Below are 17,944 nucleotides of genomic sequence, written 5' to 3'. Positions count from 1 at the left end.
GCCGCCACGGCTCCCTGTCATTCCTGACAAGCAACGCCATTCCTGACAAGCGAAAGGCCGGCGATCAATAGGCCAGCGAGGCGGTGGACTATAGGCCGCGCCCTCCGGCCCGCCCGGCTACCCCCGGCCGACCAGCGGCATCTTGGTGGCCATGACCGTCAGGTTGAGCACATTGGCCTCCAGCGGCAGGCCGGCCATGTAGACCACAGCCTCCGCCACCTGGCTGACCGGAATGGTCGGCTCGCTGGCGATCTCGCCGTTGGCCTGCAGCACGCCGGCGCTCATCCGCGACGTCATGTCGGTTGCCGCGTTGCCGATGTCGATCTGGCCGCAGGCGATGTCGAAGGGCCGGCCGTCGAGCGCCGTCGACTTGGTGAGGCCGGTGATCGCGTGCTTGGTGGCCGTATAGGGCGCGGAATAAGGCCGCGGCGTCGTCGCCGAGATGGAACCGTTGTTGATGATGCGTCCCCCGTGCGGCGTCTGCTTCTTCATCAGCCGCATGGCCTGCTGCGTGCACAGGAAGGCGCCGGTGAGATTGGCCGCGACGATGGTGCTCCACTGGTCGAAGGTGATCTCCTCCATGGGCACGGCCGGCACGTTGGTGCCGGCATTGTTCACCAGGAGGTCGAGGCGGCCGAAGGTCTTCTCGATCTCGGCGAAAAGAGCCGCCACCGACTGCGGATCGCCGACATCGGCGGAGATCGCCCGGAAGGTACCGCCCGTTGCCGCGGCCATCTCGCTCGCCGCCGCCTCCAGCACATCGGCGCGCCGGCCCGAGACGACCACGGTATAGCCCTCCGCTCCCAGCGCCTCGGCGATGCCGCGCCCTACGCCGGTACCACCGCCCGTCACCAGGGCAATCCTGCCCGCTGCCGATTTTTTCTCTGCCATGTCAGATCGTCCCACCAAGTTCGTCCTCGATATGAATCCGGATGATATCGTCGAAGCTCTTCTCTGCCGCAAAGCCCAGCCCCTCGGCACGCCTCGCGTCGAAATTCGTCGGCCAGCCAGCGACGATCTTGCGGATCGTCGGGTCCGGCTCGCGGCGGATCAGCCGCACCGCCTTTTCCCCGGCCACGCGCTTCAGCGCCGCGATTTCCTCGCCCACCAGCGCCGAAAGCCCCGGCATGGTGAGGTTGCGCCGCGGCCCCACCTGCGACAGGTCGAGCCTGGCCGCATGGATGAAGAAGCCGACCGCCGCGCGCGGGCTGGCGAACCAGTGGCGCACGTCCTCTTCCACCGGCAGCACAGCCTCCTGGCCGGCCAACGGCTCACGCAGGATGTTGGAGAAGAAGCCGGATGCCGCCTTGTTCGGCGTGCCGGGACGAATGCAGATGGTGGGAAGCCTGAGGCCGATGCCGTCGAAAAAGCCGCGCCGGGAATAGTCGGACAGAAGAAGCTCCGTAATCGCCTTCTGGGTGCCGTAGCTCGTCAGCGGCGTTGCAAAAAACTCATCGCCGATCCTGTCCGGGAACGGCGCGCCGAAGACGGCGATGGAGGAGGCGAAGACGAGGCGCGGCCGGTAGGGCTCCTTTAGTCCCTCCAGACGGATCGCCTCGAACAGCGCCCGCGTCCCGTCGAGATTGACCCGGTATCCCTTCTCGAAATCCGCCTCCGCCTCGCCGGAGACGATGGCCGCAAGGTGGAAGATGACGTCGGGGCGCTGGGCGGCGAGCTTTTCAGCGCTGCCGGGCGCGGAAAGGTCCATCGCCATGGGCGAAGCGATCCCGGCAAGTGCGGCCGGCACCGGCGGCTCGACGATATCGACGAGCGACAGGCAGCTTACCTCAGTGCCGAGCACGCCCTCCTCCGCGGCCAGCCGCTCGACCAGCTTGCGGCCGACCATTCCGGCGGCACCGATCACCAGCACATGCATCTAAAGCAGTCCTCCCATGTCGCGCCGGTGGCGAGATCTGTCACCGAACGATCGGCGCCCTGATAGAGCAGCGGTATGCCACGATTCTCCGCGCAAGCGTAGGACAGACAGACGGCGAGGTCGAGTTGTACTGGCCGGATAGCCCGGTCGCAACGATGCTAGGCCGCCGCGGCCCAACCCTCACGGATATGCCGGTAGCCCTCGCGATAGACCGCCTCGGGGCTTTCGGCGAAGTCGCGCCAGACCTTGGTGGCCGCGGCGAGGTCCTTGAGCCCCCGGCCGAAGGACTCGATGGTCAGCCACCCGTCGTAGCCGCTCTTGCGGATGGCGGCGAAGGTCTCCGCCCAGGGGATGTTACCGCGGCCGGGCACGCCGCGGTCGTTTTCGGAGATGTGGACATGGACGATGTTCCCCGCGTTGCGCGTGAAGGCGCCGATGGGATCGGCTTCCTCGATATTGGCGTGGAAGGTGTCGTAGAGCGCCTTGATGTTGGGATGACCGATCTCGTCGATATGGGCCGAGAGCGCGTCCATGGTGTTGACCAAATAGCATTCGAAGCGGTTGAGCGCCTCGAGCCCGATGGTCACGCCGCGGCGTGCCGCGTGGTCGCCGATCAGCCGCTGCGCGTCGACGGAACGCCGGCGCTCGGCCGGCGTCGGGCCTTTGCCGGAGAAATGGCCGAGGGTGGAGTGCAGCGGCCCCGAGAGCGTGGTCGCACCGAGTGCGGCCGCGCAGTCGATGGCCTGCCGCATGTAGGCGATGCCGGCCTTGTGCGTGCGCGCATCGGGCGAGATCAAATTCCGCTCCGGATCGCCGATGGCCGAGACCGCCGTGCGCTCCAGGCCGATCCGGTCGAGCATGGCGCCCAGCCGGCGGTATTTCGCCGGGTTTCCGGCCATGACGGGGATTTCGACACCGTCGAAGCCGGTCGCCTTGATATCGCGCAGCAGCGCCTCGTGCCTTGCGGAGACGTTCGTCGTCCACAGATACATGCACATGCCGATCTTCATGCATTCCCTCCCGAGCCCACCCCGCCAGCCGGCTTCTTTTGGTAATACCAAAATGACGAATGGGTCAAGGACACACCGGCTGCGCTGACGGTCAGGTTCAAAGCCGAAAGAGCGCGAAATCACATGGAAATATAAGGGAACCGCGCTTCCCAGAACTTCCCTCCCCGCCTGCTTGCTGCAAGGTGAAAAGTGCGCTAGAGCTTCCTTCCATGCATATTTGGTCGAACCAGTTAGCCGAAATGCTGGGGCGGCTTGAGGAGGTAAAGGCGCGCCGGCTTTCAGTCCTGCGCAAGCGCAAGTATCGGATTGGGGAGGAACATCATGCATCTTTCGACGCACAACTGGATGCGTGCGGAGCCGCTGGAAACGACGCTGCGGCGGATCAAGAAATTCGGCTACGAGAGCATCGAGATTTCGGGTGAGCCCGACCAGTACGACCCGAGTGAGACCCGTGCAGCCCTCAAGGAGCACGGCATACGCTGCTGGGGTGCGGTGACGCTGACGCTCGGCGAGCGCAATCTGGCGGCCAGGGACGAAGGCCAGCGCGCCCGTTCGGTCGACTACGTGAAGAGCGTCATCACCATGGTCTCGGAGCTGGACGGCGAGATCATTACCCTGGTGCCGGCGACGGTCGGCAAGGTCGTGCCGGACGGTACCGAGGAGGAAGAGTGGAAATGGGTGGTGGATGCCACCAAGGAGTGCTTCGCCCATGCCCAGGCCAAAGGTGTGCGCGTGGCGATCGAGCCGCTCAACCGCTTCGAGACCTATCTCTTCAATCGCGCGGCGCAGGCCCTCGCCCTGGCGGACGCGGTGCATCCCGACTGCGGTGTCTGTCTCGACGCTTTCCACCTCAACATCGAGGAAGAGGACATGTACGAGGCGATCCGGCTTGCCGGAAAGCGCCTCTACGACTTCCACGTGGCCGACAACAACCGCTTCGCCTGCGGGCTCGGAATGCTCGACTGGGAAAAGATCGTCGGCACGCTGAAGGAGATCGGCTATGACGGCGCGCTCACCAACGAGTTCGTTGCGCCCGTCGACCGCACGCCGGCGGCGAAATATCCGAACATGGTGGAGCGCAATCCGGTCGACATCCCGCCCGAGCAGCTCAAGTTCATCCAGGATCACGGCTCCAGCCTGCTGACGGAGGAGTTCTATTCCGACCAGATGCGGATCACGGCCGAGACCATCCTGCCGCTCATCAGGTAGCGGCACCAGGCGGCGGGTCGGGGAACGGGCATGCGGATCAGACAAGTAGAGGCGTGGTGGGTGCGCATACCCATCGAGGAAGGTCGCCAGCACCGCAGCGATTTCGGCCAGACGGCCACCTTCGACGCGGCGATCCTGCGGATTACGACCGATGACGGCCTCGTCGGCTGGGGGGAAGGCAAGAACGCCGCGGGAAGTGCCGGCACCTACGCCGCCCTCGTCTACCTTCTCAACCACGAGATCGGCCCGAGGCTGATCGGCCGCGACCCGGCCGATATAAGCGTCATCTGGGAGATGCTCTATAACGACGCGCGCCACGAGACGGCGGCATCCAGCGGCCACGCCATGCCGATACTCGCCCGGCGCGGGCTGACGGTGGCGGCCATCAGTGCCGTCGACATCGCATTGTGGGACATTCTGGGCAAATCCCTCGGCCAGCCGGTCTGGCGGCTTCTCGGCGGCCGCAAGGCCGAGCGCCTGCCGGCCTATGCCTCCGGCGGCTGGGCGGGGCCGGAGACGATCGGCGAACAATTGCTGGCCTATGTCGAGACGGGCGGCTTCAAGGCGGTCAAGATGCGCGTCGGCGCCCAGGACGGGCCGGTGCAGGTCTCGGCCGCGCGGGTGCGCGCGGCACGGGCAACCCTCGGTCCGGATATCGATCTGATGGCGGATGCGCACGGCACCTATACCGTGGCCGAGGCAAAGCGCTTCACCCATCTCGTCGCCGACTGCGACCTTGCCTGGTTCGAGGAGCCGGTGATCGCCGACGACAAGAGGGGCATGGCGGAGGTGCGCGCCTCAAGCAGCGTTCCGGTGGCTGCCGGCGAGAGCGAGGCAACGCGGTTCGCTTTCCGCGAGCTTGCGCTTCTTAGGTCCGCGGACATCTTCCAGCCCGATCCCGGCTTCTGCGGTGGCATCACCGAGGCCATGCATATCGGCGCGCTTGCCAGTGCCTTCAACCTGCGGCTGGCGCCGCATTTGTGGGCCGGGGCGCCTTGTTTCTTCGCCGGCTTGCATGTATGCGCGGCCTCGCCGGCGAGTTTCATCGTCGAATATTCCCTCGGCGCCAATCCCATGATCCACGACCTGATCGAGGAAAAGGTGGAGGCGAGCGATGGCATGGTCCGGATTCCGGAAAAGCCGGGCCTGGGCTTCACGGTACGCGAAAAGTTCCTGGAGGCGCACGCGCAGAAGAGCCCATGAAGGAGAACAACCTCCTGCCGGACCTGGCAGCCTATCTCTATTCCCGCTCCAATGCAGCGAACGGGCGCACGCCGTCCGAGCGCGAGCTGGCCGAGCATTTTGCCGTTAGCCGTGGCCAGGTCCGCGAGGCCCTGGCGATCCTCGAGGCCATGCGCATCGTCGAGCGCCGTGCAAAATCCGGCATCTATCTTACGACGAACCAGGCGAGCGTCGAGGCGATGGCGCTGTTCGCCAGAGCCGGCGTGCCGCTCGACCCGATCCAGATCTATGAGACGGTGGAATTGCGCAAGATCCACGAGATCAAGGCGGCGGAGCTTGCCTGCGAACGCGCGACGGAGGAAAATTTCGAGCGGCTGCGCGAGATCCTGAACGCCTCGGAGCAGCGGCTTGCCGCTGGCGAAGGCCTGTGGCGGGAGGACCGCGACTTCCATCTGGAGATCGTACGCGCCACCCAGAACAGCGTTTTCCACAAGGTCTGCAGCGTCTACTATCTGATGGGCGAACAGCGCCTGCCGATCTATTTCAGCGACCCGGAGCGCGCGCGGCGCTCGCACGCCGAGCACATCCAAATCTACGAGGCGCTCCAGCGCCGCGACGGCAATCTGGCGCAAGCCCTGATGAGCGCGCATCTCAAGGGGGCGGAGAGCTATTGGAAGGGCCTGATCGGCGGCGTAGAGTCCGGGGCGGTCGAGCAAGCATAGGTACGGGTCCTTTGCCGGTTATCCTTTCCACCAACGCGCTTCATCCGCGCGCGGAGGCCATGCTGGCCGAGGCCGGCGAGCTGCGCATTGCGAGCAACGCCGATCCCGAGACGCTGCTTGAGGAAGGCCGCGAAGCCGATATCGTCATCGTCCGCGCGCCGTTGCCGGCCTCGCTCTTTTCCGCCGCACCCCGCCTGCGCGCCGCCATCCGCCACGGCGCCGGGCTCGACATGATCCCGGTCGAGGCGGCGACGGCGGCCGGCGTGCTGGTCGCCAACGTCCCGGGCGCCAACGCACGAACGGTGGCCGAGCATGTTTTCCTGGTCACGCTGGCGCTTCTCCGGCGTTTCCGCCGCATGGACCGCGACCTGAGGGCGACGGGATGGTTTGCCGGCCGTGCCCATGCCGACCACGGCGCCGAACTCGGCGGCCGCACTATGGGTATCGTCGGCATGGGCAATGTGGGCCGCGCCGTCTTCCGCGTCGCACGAGGTTTCGGTCTTGACCTCGTGGTCAACACGCGCACGCCCGCCACCCTGCCCGAGGGTGCGCGACCGGCAAACCTCGACCAGCTCATCGAGGAAAGCGACATCATCGTGCTGTGCTGCCCGCTGACGCCCGACACGCGGGGTCTCATCAGCCGGGAGCGCATCGCGCGCATGAAGCCTTCGGCCCTGCTCGTCAACGTCTCGCGCGGCCCCGTCGTCGACCAGGAGGCGCTCATCGCCGCCCTTGGCGAGGGCCGCATTGCGGGTGCCGCACTCGACGTTTTCGATTCCCACCCGCTGCCGGCCGATCATCCCTATTTCACCTTCGACAACGTCATCCTCACGCCGCACGCCGCCGGCATCACTGAGGAAAGCATGATGAGGATGGGAACGGGCGCGGCTGAAGAGGCGATCCGGGTGCTCGACGGACAATTGCCCAAGAACCTTTGCAATCCGGAGGCGATGGAGCTTTATCGGAAGCGATTTCAGTGACGTGAGTTGGGCCAGGCCGGTCGGCTGCGGCAGCCCCCCGGCCCTATTCCCGGCGTACCGACAGCCGCCTACCCTCCGTGCCGCAGGCTCAAGCCGCTGGCATCATCGAAAAGGACAACCTTTTCGGGGTTCCACGCGAACTGCACCGTCTCGTCCACCGCGACGTTCATCCGGGCGGAAACGGTGGCGTGCAGCATGGCATCGCCGGCACGCAGGGTGAGGATTTTTTCGACGCCGTGGTTCTCCACGTCGTGCACCGTCGCCTCGACGGGCGCGCCGGGCTCCACGGTGAGGTCTTCCGGGCGAATGCCGAAGACGAGCGGGCGCCCTTCCGAAACTGCGCCTGCCTGCCCGTTCAGCGGCAACTCGAAACGCTTCGGCGCGACGACCGCCCGTCCTTCCACCAGCCGGCCGTCGAGGAGGTTCATCGGCGGCGAACCAACGGAACGGGCGACGAAGGTGCTGCGCGGATTGTTGTAGATCTCGTAGGGCGTGCCCGTCTGCACCAGTCGGCCCCTGTCCAAAACGCCGATCTTGTCGCCCATCGACATGGCCTCGATCTGGTCATGCGTGACGAAGAGGAAGGTGGCGCCGAGCGTCATCTGCAGGTTTTTCAGTTCCGTGCGCAGCGCCTCGCGCAGCTTGGCGTCGAGTGCGGACAGCGGCTCGTCCATCAGGAAGACGCGCGGCCTGCGCACGATGGCGCGGCCGATGGAGACACGCTGCATCTCGCCGCCCGACAGCCTGTCCGTCTTGCGGTCGAGCAGGTGCTCGATGCGCAGGATTTTTGCTGCGCGGGCCACCTGATTCCTTATCTCCTCCGGCTCGACATGCCGGATCTTCGCCTTCAGCGGAAATTCGAGGTTCTCGCGCACCGTATAGCGCGGATAGAGCGAGTATTGCTGCAGCACCAGCGCCACGTCGCGCTCGGCCGGTCCCCAGTTGCTGACATCCGCGCCATCGATGAGGATCTGCCCTTCGGTCGGCCTTTCCAGGCCGGCGATCAGCCGCAGCGTCGTCGTCTTGCCTGCCCCCGTCTCGCCGAGCAGGACGAAGAACTCGCCGTCGGCGATCTCCAGGTCCAGGTTGCGGAGAGCGGTCGTGGCACCGAACTTCTTTGTGGTGTTTTTCAGCTCGATATGGGCCATCTTCAGAGCGCTCCCACGGCGCGAGGGCGACAAAATCGGGAAGCAGGCGCTCTATGTTGCCCCCCTCTGTCCTGCCGGACATCTCCCCCACAAGGGGGGAGATTGTGCCGGCCGCTTGCTCCGGCATTTCTTCTGCAATGTTGGCGATTAGCGAAGCCGTCCGCGATGGCCGATCTCCCCCCTCGTGGGGGAGATGTCCGGCAGGACAGAGGGGGGCGCGAAGGGACACCGCCGTATAATCCTTGCAACACCGGGCGCATTGCCATCACAACCTCACCCCGAAAGACCTGCCGCTTTCCGCATCGAAGAAATGCGCCTGGGCGGGATCGATCCTGACCCACACTTTTTCGCCTGGGCGCGGCACGAAACCGGCCTTTGTGCGTGCCCTCAGCATCTGCGTGCCGACCTTGAGGTCGATGATATCGTGCGAGCCGAGCGGCTCGATGATGTGTGCCTCGACCGGCAGGTAGCCCTCCCGGCGCTCGCGCTCGACAAGCACGCCCTCAGGGCGGATGCCGAGCGCGAGACCGTCCCCCTTCGCTCCGCCAGCTTCGAGCCGGCCGAGAAGAGTTCGCGGGAAGACAAAACCCTCTGCCGCGCCCGGCATGACGACGCGGGCTTCCGACGCCGTCTCGGCCACGTGCGCTTCCGCAACGTTCATCACCGGGCTGCCGACGAACTGTGCGACAAAGAGATTGGCGGGGTGGGTATAGACGTCGTCCGGCGTGCCCACCTGCTGCAGCACGCCGTCGTTCATGATGACGATGCGGTCGGCGAGTGCCATCGCCTCCACCTGGTCGTGGGTGACGTAGATGGTGGTGGAGCCCTGCTTCATGTGCAGGCGCTTTATTTCGGTGCGCATCTCCTCACGCAGCTTGGCGTCGAGCGCGCCGATGGGCTCGTCCATCAAAAGCGCCTTGGGACTGCGCACCAGCGCACGGCCGATCGCCACGCGCTGCATGTCGCCGCCCGACAGGGCCGACGGCCGGCGCTTCAGGAGCGGCGCGATCCGCAGCACGTCCGCCACCTGGCGCACCGCCCGGTCGACCTCCGCCTTGCTCTGCCGCGTCGCGCGCAGCGGGAAGGCGATGTTCTCGTAGACAGTCATGTGCGGGTAGAGCGAGAAGGACTGGAACACGAAGGCGATGTCGCGGTCGGCGGCCTTCAGATGCTGCACCACCTTGCCGTCGATCAGGATGTCGCCCTCGTCGATCGTCTCGAGGCCGGCGACGGCGCGCAGCGTCGTCGTCTTGCCGCAGCCCGACGGCCCCAGCATGACGATGAACTCGTTGTCCTCAATGACAAGGTTCATGTCCTTGATGACCTGAACCTCGCCGAAAAATTTTTGCACGCCGCGAAGCTCGATATGCGTCATTCCGCCAGCCTCCCGTCACGCGTGTCCTCTTCGGGCGCCTCCTGCTCGGGCCCGATATGGGAGGTGATGATGAAGGCCACGAGCCCGATGAGGGTGATCGTCACGCCGTAGCGATGCAGGAACAGGTTCCAGGGCTGGCAAAGCGCGGCGATGCCGAGGATCATCACGGTCTGCGCCCCCGGCACGAGATATTTCCGGTTCAGCCTGCGGAAGCTCATTTGCGTATCGCTCCGAAGGACATGCCGCGCAGCAGATGGTTGCGAAGCAGGAACGTGAAGATGGCGACCGGCAGCAGGAACAGGAACGTGCCGGCGGCGATCGTCGTCCAGTCGGTCAAGCCGGAACCGACCTGGGCGGGGATGAAGGGCGGCGCGGTCTGGGCGCGCCGGTTGGTCATCATCAGCGCGAAGGCATATTCGTTCCAGGCCGTGATGAAGCAGAAGACGGCCGTTGCGGCGATGCCTGTGGCCGCCTCCGGCAGCACGATCTTGAAGAAGGCCTGCATGCGCGTGTAGCCGTCGACCAGCGCGGCCTCCTCGTATTCCTTCGGGATCTCGTCGATGAAGCCCTTCATGAGCCACACCGAGAAGGAGAGATTGAAGGCGGTGTAGAGGATGATGAGGCCGATATGCGTGTCGGTCATGCCCACGACGCGGTACATGAGGAACATCGGGATCGCCACGACGACCGGCGGCAGCATGCGCGTCGACAGGATGAAGAAGAGCCAGTCCTGCTCGCCTGCCACTCTGAAGCGCGAGAACCCGTAAGCCGTCAGCGTGCCCATCGAGACGGCGAGGAGGGTGCTGGTGACGGCAATGATCAGGCTGTTCAGGAAACGATCGGGATAGCCGGAGAGCTGCACATCCTCGCCCACGCGCAGCACCCGCTCGCCGCCGTCATAGATCCGCTTTTCCCACCAGGGCGCGGCCTCGTAGGCTCCGGGCTCGACCGGCCGGTTGAGCTGGACGCGCCTGGTGAACAGTTTGACGAAGGGCGTGACCTCCGGCTGGAAGAGAACGGTCGGCGGCACGGTGGTGGCGAGCGCCCGCGGCTTGAAGGCCGTGGAGCCGATCCAATAGATCGGAGCCAGGAAGATGATGGCGATGACGATGACGGCCGCGATGGCCAGCTGGTTCGCCACCTTCTGACGCGGCGTCTTGACGGCGGCCATCTCAGCGCTCCTTCACGCGGTTCAGATATTTGACGTAGATGTTGGTGATCGCGATCACGACGATCAGCATGATGTAGGCGAGCGCGCAGGAAAGCCCGGTCTGCCATTCCTGGAAGGCCATCTTGTAGAGGCGTATGGCGACCACCTCGGTGGTCGGCTGCCCGCTCATGATGAAGGGAAGGTCGAAACTCTTGAACGCCTCCATCGTGCGGAAGATGAGGGCGATGAGGAGAAGCGGCGATACCAGCGGCAGCGTGATATGGGTGAAGGTGTACCAGTTGCTGGCACGGTCGATCGCCGCCGCCTCGTAGAGATGCTTCGGCACGGCCGAGAGGCCCGCCAGCGACAGAAGCATCACAAAGGGCGACCACATCCAGATATCTGTGATGGCCACCGCGTAGAGCGCCATGTCGGGGTTGGACAGCCAGTCGAACCGGCCAAGGCCAAGGGCGTAATTGATGATGCCCCAGGACGGATCGTAGAGCAGCTTCCAGAAAAGGCCGACGACCGCCATCGACATCATCATCGGCAGAAGCAGCAGCGTCGTCACAAAGCCCTTGAAGGGGAAGCTGCGATTGAGCAGGAGCGCCACGCCGAAGCCGACGATCATCTGCCCGCCGACCGAGACGATCACGTATTTCGCCGTCACCGTGAAGTTGCGCCAGATGTTCGGGTCGGAAAGGAGCCGCTGATAGTTGTCGAGGCCGACGAAATTTGCCGGCGCACTGACCGACGCGCGAAAGTCGGTGAAGGAATAGCCGAGCGAATAGAGCAGCGGGAAGATGTTGAAGACGATCAGGAAGACGATCGTCGGAATGATGAACATGTTGCGGATCGTAAGATCGCTCCAGCCGCGGGCGGCAGCGCGCGAGCGGGGATCCAGCCTTTCAAGGGCGACCGTCGTCACGACCCGGTTCCTTTCCACGTCAGTCATCGGCAAGTTGCTTGAGAGGCGGAGGGAGCAGGCGCCCCCTCCGCCTTCCCCGCCCCTATTTCAGACGGCCATACCTCTTGAATGTCTCTTCCCAATCCGCGGCGAGCCCGTCGAGGGCGTCTTTCGCGGTGCCCTCGCCGCCGACCACAAAGGGATAGACGCGGTTGTTCATCTGGGTGAGCAACTCCGCGTATTCCGGCACCGCCCAGAAGTCCTTCACGATCTGCATCGACTGGTAGAAGGCCTCGTTGAACGGCGTGGCGTTGCGGAACTCCTCCGATTCCAGAACCGCCGCATGGCAGGTGTAGCCGCCGAGCTCGGCCCACTTCTTCTGCACGTCCTCCTGGATGAACCACTCCAGGAACTTGAAGGCTTCTTCCTGGTTCTGCGAATAGCTGACGATCGACAGCCCCTGGCCACCGAGAGCGGCATGTTGCGCGCCCGTCGGTCCGGGCGGATTGACGAAGTAGCCGGTGGAATCCGCGTTCGGGTTGGTCGCCGGATTGGCGAGCGCCGGGAAGAAGGCGAAATAGTTCATGCTCATCGCCGCCAGGCCCTCGGTAATGGCCTGGTTGTTCTCAAGGAAGAAAGTCTTGCCCCAGTTGGGCGGCGTGAACTCATAGAGCTCGCGGTACATCTCGAGCGCTTCGACGTTCTCGGGCGAGTTCGTGACCTCCTGGACCTGGAACGTCTCGTAGTCGCCGAGCTCGCCGCCATAAGTGAAGATCGTCTGCTCCACACCCATGATCAGGCCGTCATAGGAGTTGTCGGTATAAAGGGCGATGCCGTAGCGGCCCTCGTCCGGGCGATGGAAGAACTCGGCGATGTCGCGGAGTTGCTTGTAGTCCTTCGGCACGTCGAGGTCGTAGCCGTATTTCTCCTTGAAGGCGGCCATCTCTTCCGGGTCCTCGAACCAGTCCTTGCGGTAGGCCCAGCCATTGGCGTCGCCCTCCGTCGGAACCGCCCAGTACTTGCCGCTGGCTTTCGGATACTCGGCATAGGCGCTGACCGTCGCCGGCACGAAGGTCTCTGCGATCTTGTGCTCCTCGAAGAACTCGGTCAGATCGACATAGTGTCCGCCCTCCGAGCCGGCCCCCAGCCACTGTGAATCGCCGACCACCAGGTCATAGGCGTCACCGTGCGCGTTGAACTCGGCGAAAGCCTTGGTCTGGAAGTCCGCCCAGGGTGTCGTCTCGACCCTGACCGTGACGCCGGTTTCGGCCGTGTACTCGTTGACCAGTTCCTGCAAATAGTTGGCGGGATCCCATTCGGCCCAGAAGATGGTGAGTTCCTGCGCGAACACGGACGTTCCGCTGGACAAAGCAAGGCCTATTCCGGCGAGCATGCCGGTCAGTTTCATGCGCATGACGAATTCCTCCCAATCATACCTACGCATTTCAGGATGCCGGCGGCGCCGGCTCCGGTACTCCTCCGCGTTGCCGCCTCCCTGAGCGAAGCCCTCCCCGGCTTCGCCCGTCCGGCCGCGAACCCGATGGGCCCGCAACCTCCTCCTCGATCTGGTATTACCAAATGTAAAGTTCCGTCAAGCTCTTTGTAGCGCGTTCCTCCCGCTGATCCTTCTCAATACATCCTTGTATTCTGGCCTTTCTTGCTCCTCTCGCTCGATCAGGATCGGGCTTGCGGCTTGTAAAGGATCAACCGCATTATTTCAGACTTTTCGATAAAAACCCAATCTGGTCGAACCAGATTCCTTCCACTCTCCCTACTTCGCGGACTTTGCCTCCTCCACCGCTGCGCGCACGAGCGCGCTCGCCGCCCATTGCGCCACGGCCTGCGTCCGGCCGGCATCGAGGCCCCAGATGTCCTTCAGAACAATCAGCGTCTCGACGCCGAAGGTCAACGACAGGGCCTGCGCCAGCCGGTCGATCTGCCCCTTGGAAAGCTCGCCCTTAAGTGGCGCCAACGCCTGCCGCAGAAGGTCGACGCGGTGGCCGCGCGTGAACTGCGGCTCGTTGTCCAGAGAACCTGTCTGGCGCTGCGCCCACTGTTCCAGCGACAGTTTCAGCGCTGCCTTGAAGGTGGCTTCAAACTCCTCGATGCGCGGCAGCGAGAACGCGAAAAGATCGGCCACGCGCTCACCGGCGCTATCCGATGTCGACCGCCAAGTCAGGATCGGCCCCAGCGCCTCGTCGACCACCGCGTGCACGAGCGCGGCCTGGCTGGGGAAATAGCGGTAGGCGGTGGCGCGCGACACGCCGGCAGCCTCCGCCACCTCGCTGACCGACGGCGTGGCGCCGGCCTGCATCAACCGCGTCGCCGTCTCCAGCATCAACCGCCGGGTTCGCGCCCGCGGGCCCCGCTCGGTCTCCTCCACCAGTTCCGATTGTTGACGTGAGACGTCCATATCAATATGATACGCGTGTCTCAAAAATTTGCAACGGCATTCTTTCGGGAGGAGCCGCGGCGAGCGGGGCGAGCTATTAATCTGGTAGTGCGATCCTGACAGATGGGGACCATCTGTCAGGATCGCACTGTGGAGGTCGAGGTAAGTGCCGCCGAGGTCGCCGCGCACCATCCAGCGGGCGTCGAGGCGGTACTCGGCGGCGACGACCGCGGCAAGGCGGTCGCGGCGATGGGCGAGGCCTTCGCCAATTTCATCGCCGAGCGCGAGGATGTCGCCGCGGTGATCGGCATCGGCGGCGGTGGCGGCACGTCGATCGTCACCACCGGCATGCGGCGGCTTGCCTACGGCGTGCCCAAGCTGATGGTCTCCACGCTCGCTTCCGGCGATACCACCCCTTATGTCGATATTTCCGACATCATCATGATGCCGTCGGTGACCGACATGGCCGGCCTCAACGGCTTGAGCCGCACCATCCTGCACAACGCGGCGCAAGCCATCGCCGGCATGGCCATGCGCCCGGCACCGCGGGCGGAAGGAAAGCCGGCGCTCGGGCTCACCATGTTCGGCGTCACCACGCCCTGCGTAACGTCGATCACGCAGCGCCTGCGCGACGACTACGACTGCATGGTCTTCCATGCCACCGGCACCGGCGGGCGCACCATGGAAAAACTCGCCGACAGCGCCATGCTCGCCGGCCTCCTCGACATCACCACCACCGAGGTCTGCGATCTCTTATTCGGCGGCGTGCTGCCCGCAACGGAGGATCGCTTCGGCGCCGTGGCGCGCACCAGGCTGCCTTACGTCGGCGCGCCGGGTGCCTGCGACATGGTCAACTTCTGGGCGCCGGAGACGGTGCCGGAACGGTATCGCAACCGCAATCTCTACCGCCACAACCCCAACGTGACACTGATGCGCACGAATGCCGAAGAGTGCCGCGCCATCGGCGAATGGATCGGCACGCGGCTTGACGCCTGCGAGGGGCCATTGCGCTTCCTCATTCCGGAAAAGGGCGTCTCCGCCCTCGACATCGAGGGCGGCGCGTTCTTCGATCCCGAGGCCGACGCGGAGCTTTTCGCCGGCATCGAGAGCGCGCTGAAGCCCGCCGCCAACCGGCGCATCGAGCGCTTGCCGTTCAATATCAACGATCCCGAATTCGCCGAGGCGGCGGTCGCCGCCTTCCTCGAAATGGTCAGAAAGTGAGACCCCGCATGCCCGCCATCCCCCGCAAGACTATTCTGGAGAAATTCCGCGCGATGATCGCCGAGGGCCGGCCAATCGTCGGCGGCGGCGCGGGCACCGGCCTTTCGGCCAAGGCGGAGGAGGCCGGCGGCATCGACCTCATCATCATCTACAATTCCGGCCGTTACCGCATGGCCGGCCGCGGCTCGGCCGCCGGCCTGCTCGCCTACGGGAACGCCAACGAGATCGTCAGGGAGATGGCCGTCGAGGTGCTGCCGGTGGTAAGGAACACCCCGGTTCTGGCCGGCGTCAACGGCACCGACCCCTTCGTGCTGATGCCGCAGTTCCTGGCCGAATTGAAGGCGATGGGCTTTTCGGGTGTGCAGAATTTCCCCACCATCGGCCTGTTCGACGGCCGTATGCGGCAGAGTTTCGAGGAGACCGGCATGGGCTACGGCCTCGAGGTCGACATGATAGCCGCCGCCCACGAACTCGACCTTCTGACGACGCCCTATGTCTTCAACACGGACGAGGCCGCCGCCATGGCCAAGGCCGGTGCCGATATCGTCGTCGCCCATATGGGCGTGACCACCGGCGGCACGATCGGTGCCACCTCGGCCAAGTCCCTCGACGAATGCGTTGCCGAGATCGAGACCATCGCCGCCGCCGCGCGCACGGTGCGCGAGGATGTCATCGTCTTGTGTCACGGCGGGCCGATCGCCATGCCGGAAGACGCGCGCTACGTCCTGGAGCGCGCCGAAGGTTGCCACGGCTTCTACGGCGCCAGCTCGATGGAGCGCCTGCCGGCCGAGGTAGCGATCCGCGATCAGATCGCCAGCTTCAAGGCACTGCCATTGCGGATGCCAGCTTCAGCGGGAGGATGAGATGAGCGGCATGGAAAGGATCTTCGTCTATCCGGAGGAGGTCGACACCTTCGCCTTCGATTGGGGCCGCCTGGCCCTGACGGTGGGGCCGGAAGTAAACGGCGCTGGGCGCTTTTCCGGCGGCGTGGTCGATCTCGAGAAAGGCCAGGGCCACGCCCGCCACAACCACCCCGGCGCGGAGGAGATCATCTTCGTGATCGCCGGCACCGGCGAGCAGATGGTCGAGGACGAGGAAGGCAACCCGGTCGTACGCGAGGTGCGCCCCGGCTGCACGGTCTACGTACCCGAAAGCCGCTACCACTCGACGCTCAACACGGGCGACGGCCCGATGCGGCTCTTCGTGGTCTACGCCCCGGCCGGACCCGAGCAGGCGCTGCGGGAACTGCCCGACTTCCGGCTTGTGCCGGCAAAGGGATAGGAACGAAACTCCCCGCCGGGCGAGCGTGGCTCAAGACCGATGCGGAATGGACAGGCAGCCGCCTGTGCGGCCATTCGTGGCATGACGACGATTGTCATTTCCCGGGTTTCGGTCGACATTGGACTGCGTCATCCGCACGCAAGCTCTGGGAGGAAGCAATGACGAGGACAATTGCGGCTTCGCTGGCCATGTTGATCGGCACGACGGCGCTGGCTTATGGACAGCAGCAATCGGACAATCTCGAGCGGCTGAGCTCTTTCAAGACCACCGGCACCACCGAGTTCACCGAAATCGAGCAAGGCGGGGCAAAAGCCGAGGCCATCAGTCGCACGCTCGAGAAGATCAAACTGCCTGACGGCTTCCAGATCAGCCTTTATGCAATCGTGCCCGATGCCCGGCACATGGCGGTCGGGCCGCAAGGCGTCGTCACATTCGTCGGCACCCGCAAGACAAAAGTCTGGGCCGTGACCGACCGCGACAAGGATCGCGTTGCCGATGAAGTCAAGGACTTCGCGCCGCCGTTGGCCATGGCTATACCAAACGGACCGTGCTTCTCGCCGGACGGCATGCTCTACATCGTCGAGCAGAACCGCGTGATAGTCTATCCGGCCGCCGAATTCTTCTACGAGAGCCCCGACGTTGCCGCCAGCGAGGTGGTGAAACAGGGCGAGCTGATCCCTGTCGAGGAGGAAAGCTACAACCACACCGCTCGCGTCTGCCGCGTCGGGCCCGACGGCAAGCTCTACATTTCCCTTGGCCAGCCCTTCAACGTTCCGCCGCCGGAGAAGCTGGAACTCTACAGGCAGTATGGCATCGGCGGCATCATCCGCATCAATCAGGATGGGACAGGCCGAGAAGTCTATACCTATGGCGTGCGCAATTCGGTCGGTCACGACTTCAATCCGGCCAATGGCGAACTTTGGTTTACCGATAACCAGGTGGATGGGATGGGCGACGACATCCCGCCCGGCGAGATCAACCGCCAGACGGAGGCCGGCCAGAACTTCGGCTTTCCCTGGTATGGCGGCGGCTCGGTGCGCACGGAGGAATATAAGGGCGAGGAACCGCCGGATGACGTCATCATGCCGGCAGTGGAAATGGACGCCCATGCGGCCGATCTCGGCATGACCTTCTATACCGGGCAGCAGTTCCCCGCCAAATATCGTGGCGGCATCTTTTCCGCCCAGCACGGCTCGTGGAACCGCACCACACCCATTGGCGCGCGTGTGATGTTCACTGCCGTCAACGAGGACGGCACCGCCGGAGAGACCGAGGTCTTCGCGGAAGGCTGGCTGGACGAGAACGGCGAATATCTTGGCCGTCCGGTGGATGTGGCGCAGTTGCGCGACGGCTCCATCATCGTCTCCGACGATCTGGTGGGGGCGCTCTACCGCATCTCGTACGAATAGGAAGGGTGGGCACGAGAGCAATTCCAGGAAAAGTGGAAACCGGTTTTCCGTCCGGAATTGCGACAAAACAAAGAGTTAGACC

At 64.7% G+C, this 17,944-nt stretch carries 18 protein-coding genes; 8 read left to right on the top strand and 10 right to left on the bottom strand.

The genetic code is table 11. The features are described 5' to 3' along the window. Positions 1–117: 117 nt before the first annotated feature. The 3 genes from GM910_RS21640 to GM910_RS21630 all read right to left on the bottom strand — a co-directional run bounded on the left by GM910_RS21640 (position 118) and on the right by GM910_RS21630 (position 2,886). Positions 118–891, bottom strand: coding sequence for an SDR family oxidoreductase (locus GM910_RS21640; RefSeq protein WP_159591266.1), 774 nt, complete (start codon positions 889–891; stop codon positions 118–120). A gap of 1 nt (position 892) precedes the next feature. Beyond that, the gene (gene denD, locus GM910_RS21635; protein ID WP_159591263.1) at positions 893–1,876 is read right to left on the bottom strand and encodes a D-erythronate dehydrogenase; all 984 of its coding nucleotides are present in this window, start codon (positions 1,874–1,876) and stop codon (positions 893–895) included. Between the two features lie 158 nt (positions 1,877–2,034). Next, positions 2,035–2,886, bottom strand: coding sequence for a sugar phosphate isomerase/epimerase family protein (locus GM910_RS21630; protein WP_159591260.1), 852 nt, complete (start codon positions 2,884–2,886; stop codon positions 2,035–2,037). 321 nt (positions 2,887–3,207) lie between these two features. On the opposite strand from GM910_RS21630, the gene GM910_RS21625 reads away from it, so the two are divergent. Genes GM910_RS21625 through GM910_RS21610 form a run of 4 tightly spaced genes read left to right on the top strand, consistent with a single transcriptional unit; the run spans position 3,208 to position 6,979 of the window. Further along, complete coding sequence (locus GM910_RS21625) at positions 3,208–4,095, top strand: sugar phosphate isomerase/epimerase family protein (protein ID WP_159591257.1); 888 nt, start codon at positions 3,208–3,210, stop codon at positions 4,093–4,095. A 30-nt stretch (positions 4,096–4,125) separates the two neighbouring features. Beyond that, positions 4,126–5,298, top strand: coding sequence for a mandelate racemase/muconate lactonizing enzyme family protein (locus tag GM910_RS21620; protein WP_159591254.1), 1,173 nt, complete (start codon positions 4,126–4,128; stop codon positions 5,296–5,298). Next, positions 5,295–5,999, top strand: a complete 705-nt coding sequence (locus tag GM910_RS21615; protein WP_159591251.1) for a FadR/GntR family transcriptional regulator — start codon at positions 5,295–5,297, stop codon at positions 5,997–5,999. Before GM910_RS21620 ends, GM910_RS21615 begins: the two co-directional genes overlap by 4 nt. Before the next feature lie 11 nt (positions 6,000–6,010). Continuing rightward, entirely contained in the window at positions 6,011–6,979 is a 969-nt protein-coding gene (locus GM910_RS21610) for a hydroxyacid dehydrogenase (protein WP_159591248.1), read from the top strand. A gap of 68 nt (positions 6,980–7,047) precedes the next feature. On the opposite strand, the gene GM910_RS21605 is transcribed toward GM910_RS21610, so the two are convergent. From GM910_RS21605 to GM910_RS21575, 7 genes are all read right to left on the bottom strand, one after another. Next, a complete protein-coding gene (locus GM910_RS21605) occupies positions 7,048–8,127 on the bottom strand; it encodes an ABC transporter ATP-binding protein (protein WP_159591245.1) in 1,080 nt (359 codons plus the stop codon). A gap of 265 nt (positions 8,128–8,392) precedes the next feature. Beyond that, positions 8,393–9,502, bottom strand: a complete 1,110-nt coding sequence (locus GM910_RS21600) for an ABC transporter ATP-binding protein (protein ID WP_159591242.1) — start codon at positions 9,500–9,502, stop codon at positions 8,393–8,395. Continuing rightward, on the bottom strand, positions 9,499–9,720 hold the full coding sequence (locus tag GM910_RS21595; RefSeq protein WP_159591239.1) for a hypothetical protein: 222 nt from the start codon (positions 9,718–9,720) through the stop codon (positions 9,499–9,501). Before GM910_RS21595 ends, GM910_RS21600 begins: the two co-directional genes overlap by 4 nt. Further along, positions 9,717–10,673, bottom strand: coding sequence for a carbohydrate ABC transporter permease (locus GM910_RS21590; protein ID WP_159591236.1), 957 nt, complete (start codon positions 10,671–10,673; stop codon positions 9,717–9,719). Before GM910_RS21590 ends, GM910_RS21595 begins: the two co-directional genes overlap by 4 nt. 1 nt (position 10,674) lies before the next feature. Then, on the bottom strand, positions 10,675–11,607 hold the full coding sequence (locus GM910_RS21585) for a carbohydrate ABC transporter permease (protein WP_163263909.1): 933 nt from the start codon (positions 11,605–11,607) through the stop codon (positions 10,675–10,677). Between the two features lie 55 nt (positions 11,608–11,662). Then, positions 11,663–12,973 (bottom strand): ABC transporter substrate-binding protein, encoded by a 1,311-nt coding sequence (locus tag GM910_RS21580; protein ID WP_159591233.1) that lies wholly within the window; start codon positions 12,971–12,973, stop codon positions 11,663–11,665. Between the two features lie 357 nt (positions 12,974–13,330). Continuing rightward, positions 13,331–13,972 (bottom strand): TetR/AcrR family transcriptional regulator, encoded by a 642-nt coding sequence (locus GM910_RS21575; protein ID WP_201285575.1) that lies wholly within the window; start codon positions 13,970–13,972, stop codon positions 13,331–13,333. A gap of 102 nt (positions 13,973–14,074) precedes the next feature. Between GM910_RS21575 and GM910_RS21570 the strand changes: the two genes are divergently transcribed. The 4 genes from GM910_RS21570 (at position 14,075) to GM910_RS21555 (ending at position 17,862) form a co-directional block, all read left to right on the top strand. Next, positions 14,075–15,172 carry a Tm-1-like ATP-binding domain-containing protein gene (locus GM910_RS21570; protein ID WP_159591227.1) on the top strand — a complete coding sequence of 366 codons (1,098 nt, stop codon included), beginning with the start codon at positions 14,075–14,077 and terminating at the stop codon, positions 15,170–15,172. An 8-nt stretch (positions 15,173–15,180) separates the two neighbouring features. Next, on the top strand, positions 15,181–16,035 hold the full coding sequence (locus tag GM910_RS21565) for a phosphoenolpyruvate hydrolase family protein (protein ID WP_159591225.1): 855 nt from the start codon (positions 15,181–15,183) through the stop codon (positions 16,033–16,035). A gap of 1 nt (position 16,036) precedes the next feature. Next, positions 16,037–16,453 (top strand): cupin domain-containing protein, encoded by a 417-nt coding sequence (locus GM910_RS21560; RefSeq protein ID WP_159591222.1) that lies wholly within the window; start codon positions 16,037–16,039, stop codon positions 16,451–16,453. Positions 16,454–16,611: 158 nt separating this feature from the next. After that, positions 16,612–17,862 (top strand): PQQ-dependent sugar dehydrogenase, encoded by a 1,251-nt coding sequence (locus GM910_RS21555; RefSeq protein ID WP_159591219.1) that lies wholly within the window; start codon positions 16,612–16,614, stop codon positions 17,860–17,862. The last annotated feature ends 82 nt before the right edge of the window (positions 17,863–17,944 follow it).

It is taken from the genome of Chelativorans xinjiangensis (assembly GCF_009812055.1).
Lineage (GTDB): Bacteria > Pseudomonadota > Alphaproteobacteria > Rhizobiales > Rhizobiaceae > Chelativorans > Chelativorans xinjiangense.
This window is presented reverse-complemented; position numbering and strand designations above follow the sequence as displayed.

Excerpts from the sequence above, each read along its gene's own strand:
- GM910_RS21640 (WP_159591266.1), bottom strand. The coding sequence starts at position 891 with ATGGCAGAGAAAAAATCGGCAGCGGGCAGGATTGCCCTGGTGACGGGC.
- denD (WP_159591263.1), bottom strand. The coding sequence starts at position 1,876 with ATGCATGTGCTGGTGATCGGTGCCGCCGGAATGGTCGGCCGCAAGCTG.
- GM910_RS21630 (WP_159591260.1), bottom strand. The coding sequence starts at position 2,886 with ATGAAGATCGGCATGTGCATGTATCTGTGGACGACGAACGTCTCCGCA.
- GM910_RS21625 (WP_159591257.1), top strand. The coding sequence starts at position 3,208 with ATGCATCTTTCGACGCACAACTGGATGCGTGCGGAGCCGCTGGAAACG.
- GM910_RS21620 (WP_159591254.1), top strand. The coding sequence starts at position 4,126 with ATGCGGATCAGACAAGTAGAGGCGTGGTGGGTGCGCATACCCATCGAG.
- GM910_RS21615 (WP_159591251.1), top strand. The coding sequence starts at position 5,295 with ATGAAGGAGAACAACCTCCTGCCGGACCTGGCAGCCTATCTCTATTCC.
- GM910_RS21605 (WP_159591245.1), bottom strand. The coding sequence starts at position 8,127 with ATGGCCCATATCGAGCTGAAAAACACCACAAAGAAGTTCGGTGCCACG.
- GM910_RS21600 (WP_159591242.1), bottom strand. The coding sequence starts at position 9,502 with ATGACGCATATCGAGCTTCGCGGCGTGCAAAAATTTTTCGGCGAGGTT.
- GM910_RS21595 (WP_159591239.1), bottom strand. The coding sequence starts at position 9,720 with ATGAGCTTCCGCAGGCTGAACCGGAAATATCTCGTGCCGGGGGCGCAG.
- GM910_RS21590 (WP_159591236.1), bottom strand. The coding sequence starts at position 10,673 with ATGGCCGCCGTCAAGACGCCGCGTCAGAAGGTGGCGAACCAGCTGGCC.
- GM910_RS21585 (WP_163263909.1), bottom strand. The coding sequence starts at position 11,607 with ATGACTGACGTGGAAAGGAACCGGGTCGTGACGACGGTCGCCCTTGAA.
- GM910_RS21580 (WP_159591233.1), bottom strand. The coding sequence starts at position 12,973 with ATGCGCATGAAACTGACCGGCATGCTCGCCGGAATAGGCCTTGCTTTG.
- GM910_RS21575 (WP_201285575.1), bottom strand. The coding sequence starts at position 13,972 with ATGGACGTCTCACGTCAACAATCGGAACTGGTGGAGGAGACCGAGCGG.
- GM910_RS21570 (WP_159591227.1), top strand. The coding sequence starts at position 14,075 with ATGGGGACCATCTGTCAGGATCGCACTGTGGAGGTCGAGGTAAGTGCC.
- GM910_RS21565 (WP_159591225.1), top strand. The coding sequence starts at position 15,181 with ATGCCCGCCATCCCCCGCAAGACTATTCTGGAGAAATTCCGCGCGATG.
- GM910_RS21560 (WP_159591222.1), top strand. The coding sequence starts at position 16,037 with ATGAGCGGCATGGAAAGGATCTTCGTCTATCCGGAGGAGGTCGACACC.
- GM910_RS21555 (WP_159591219.1), top strand. The coding sequence starts at position 16,612 with ATGACGAGGACAATTGCGGCTTCGCTGGCCATGTTGATCGGCACGACG.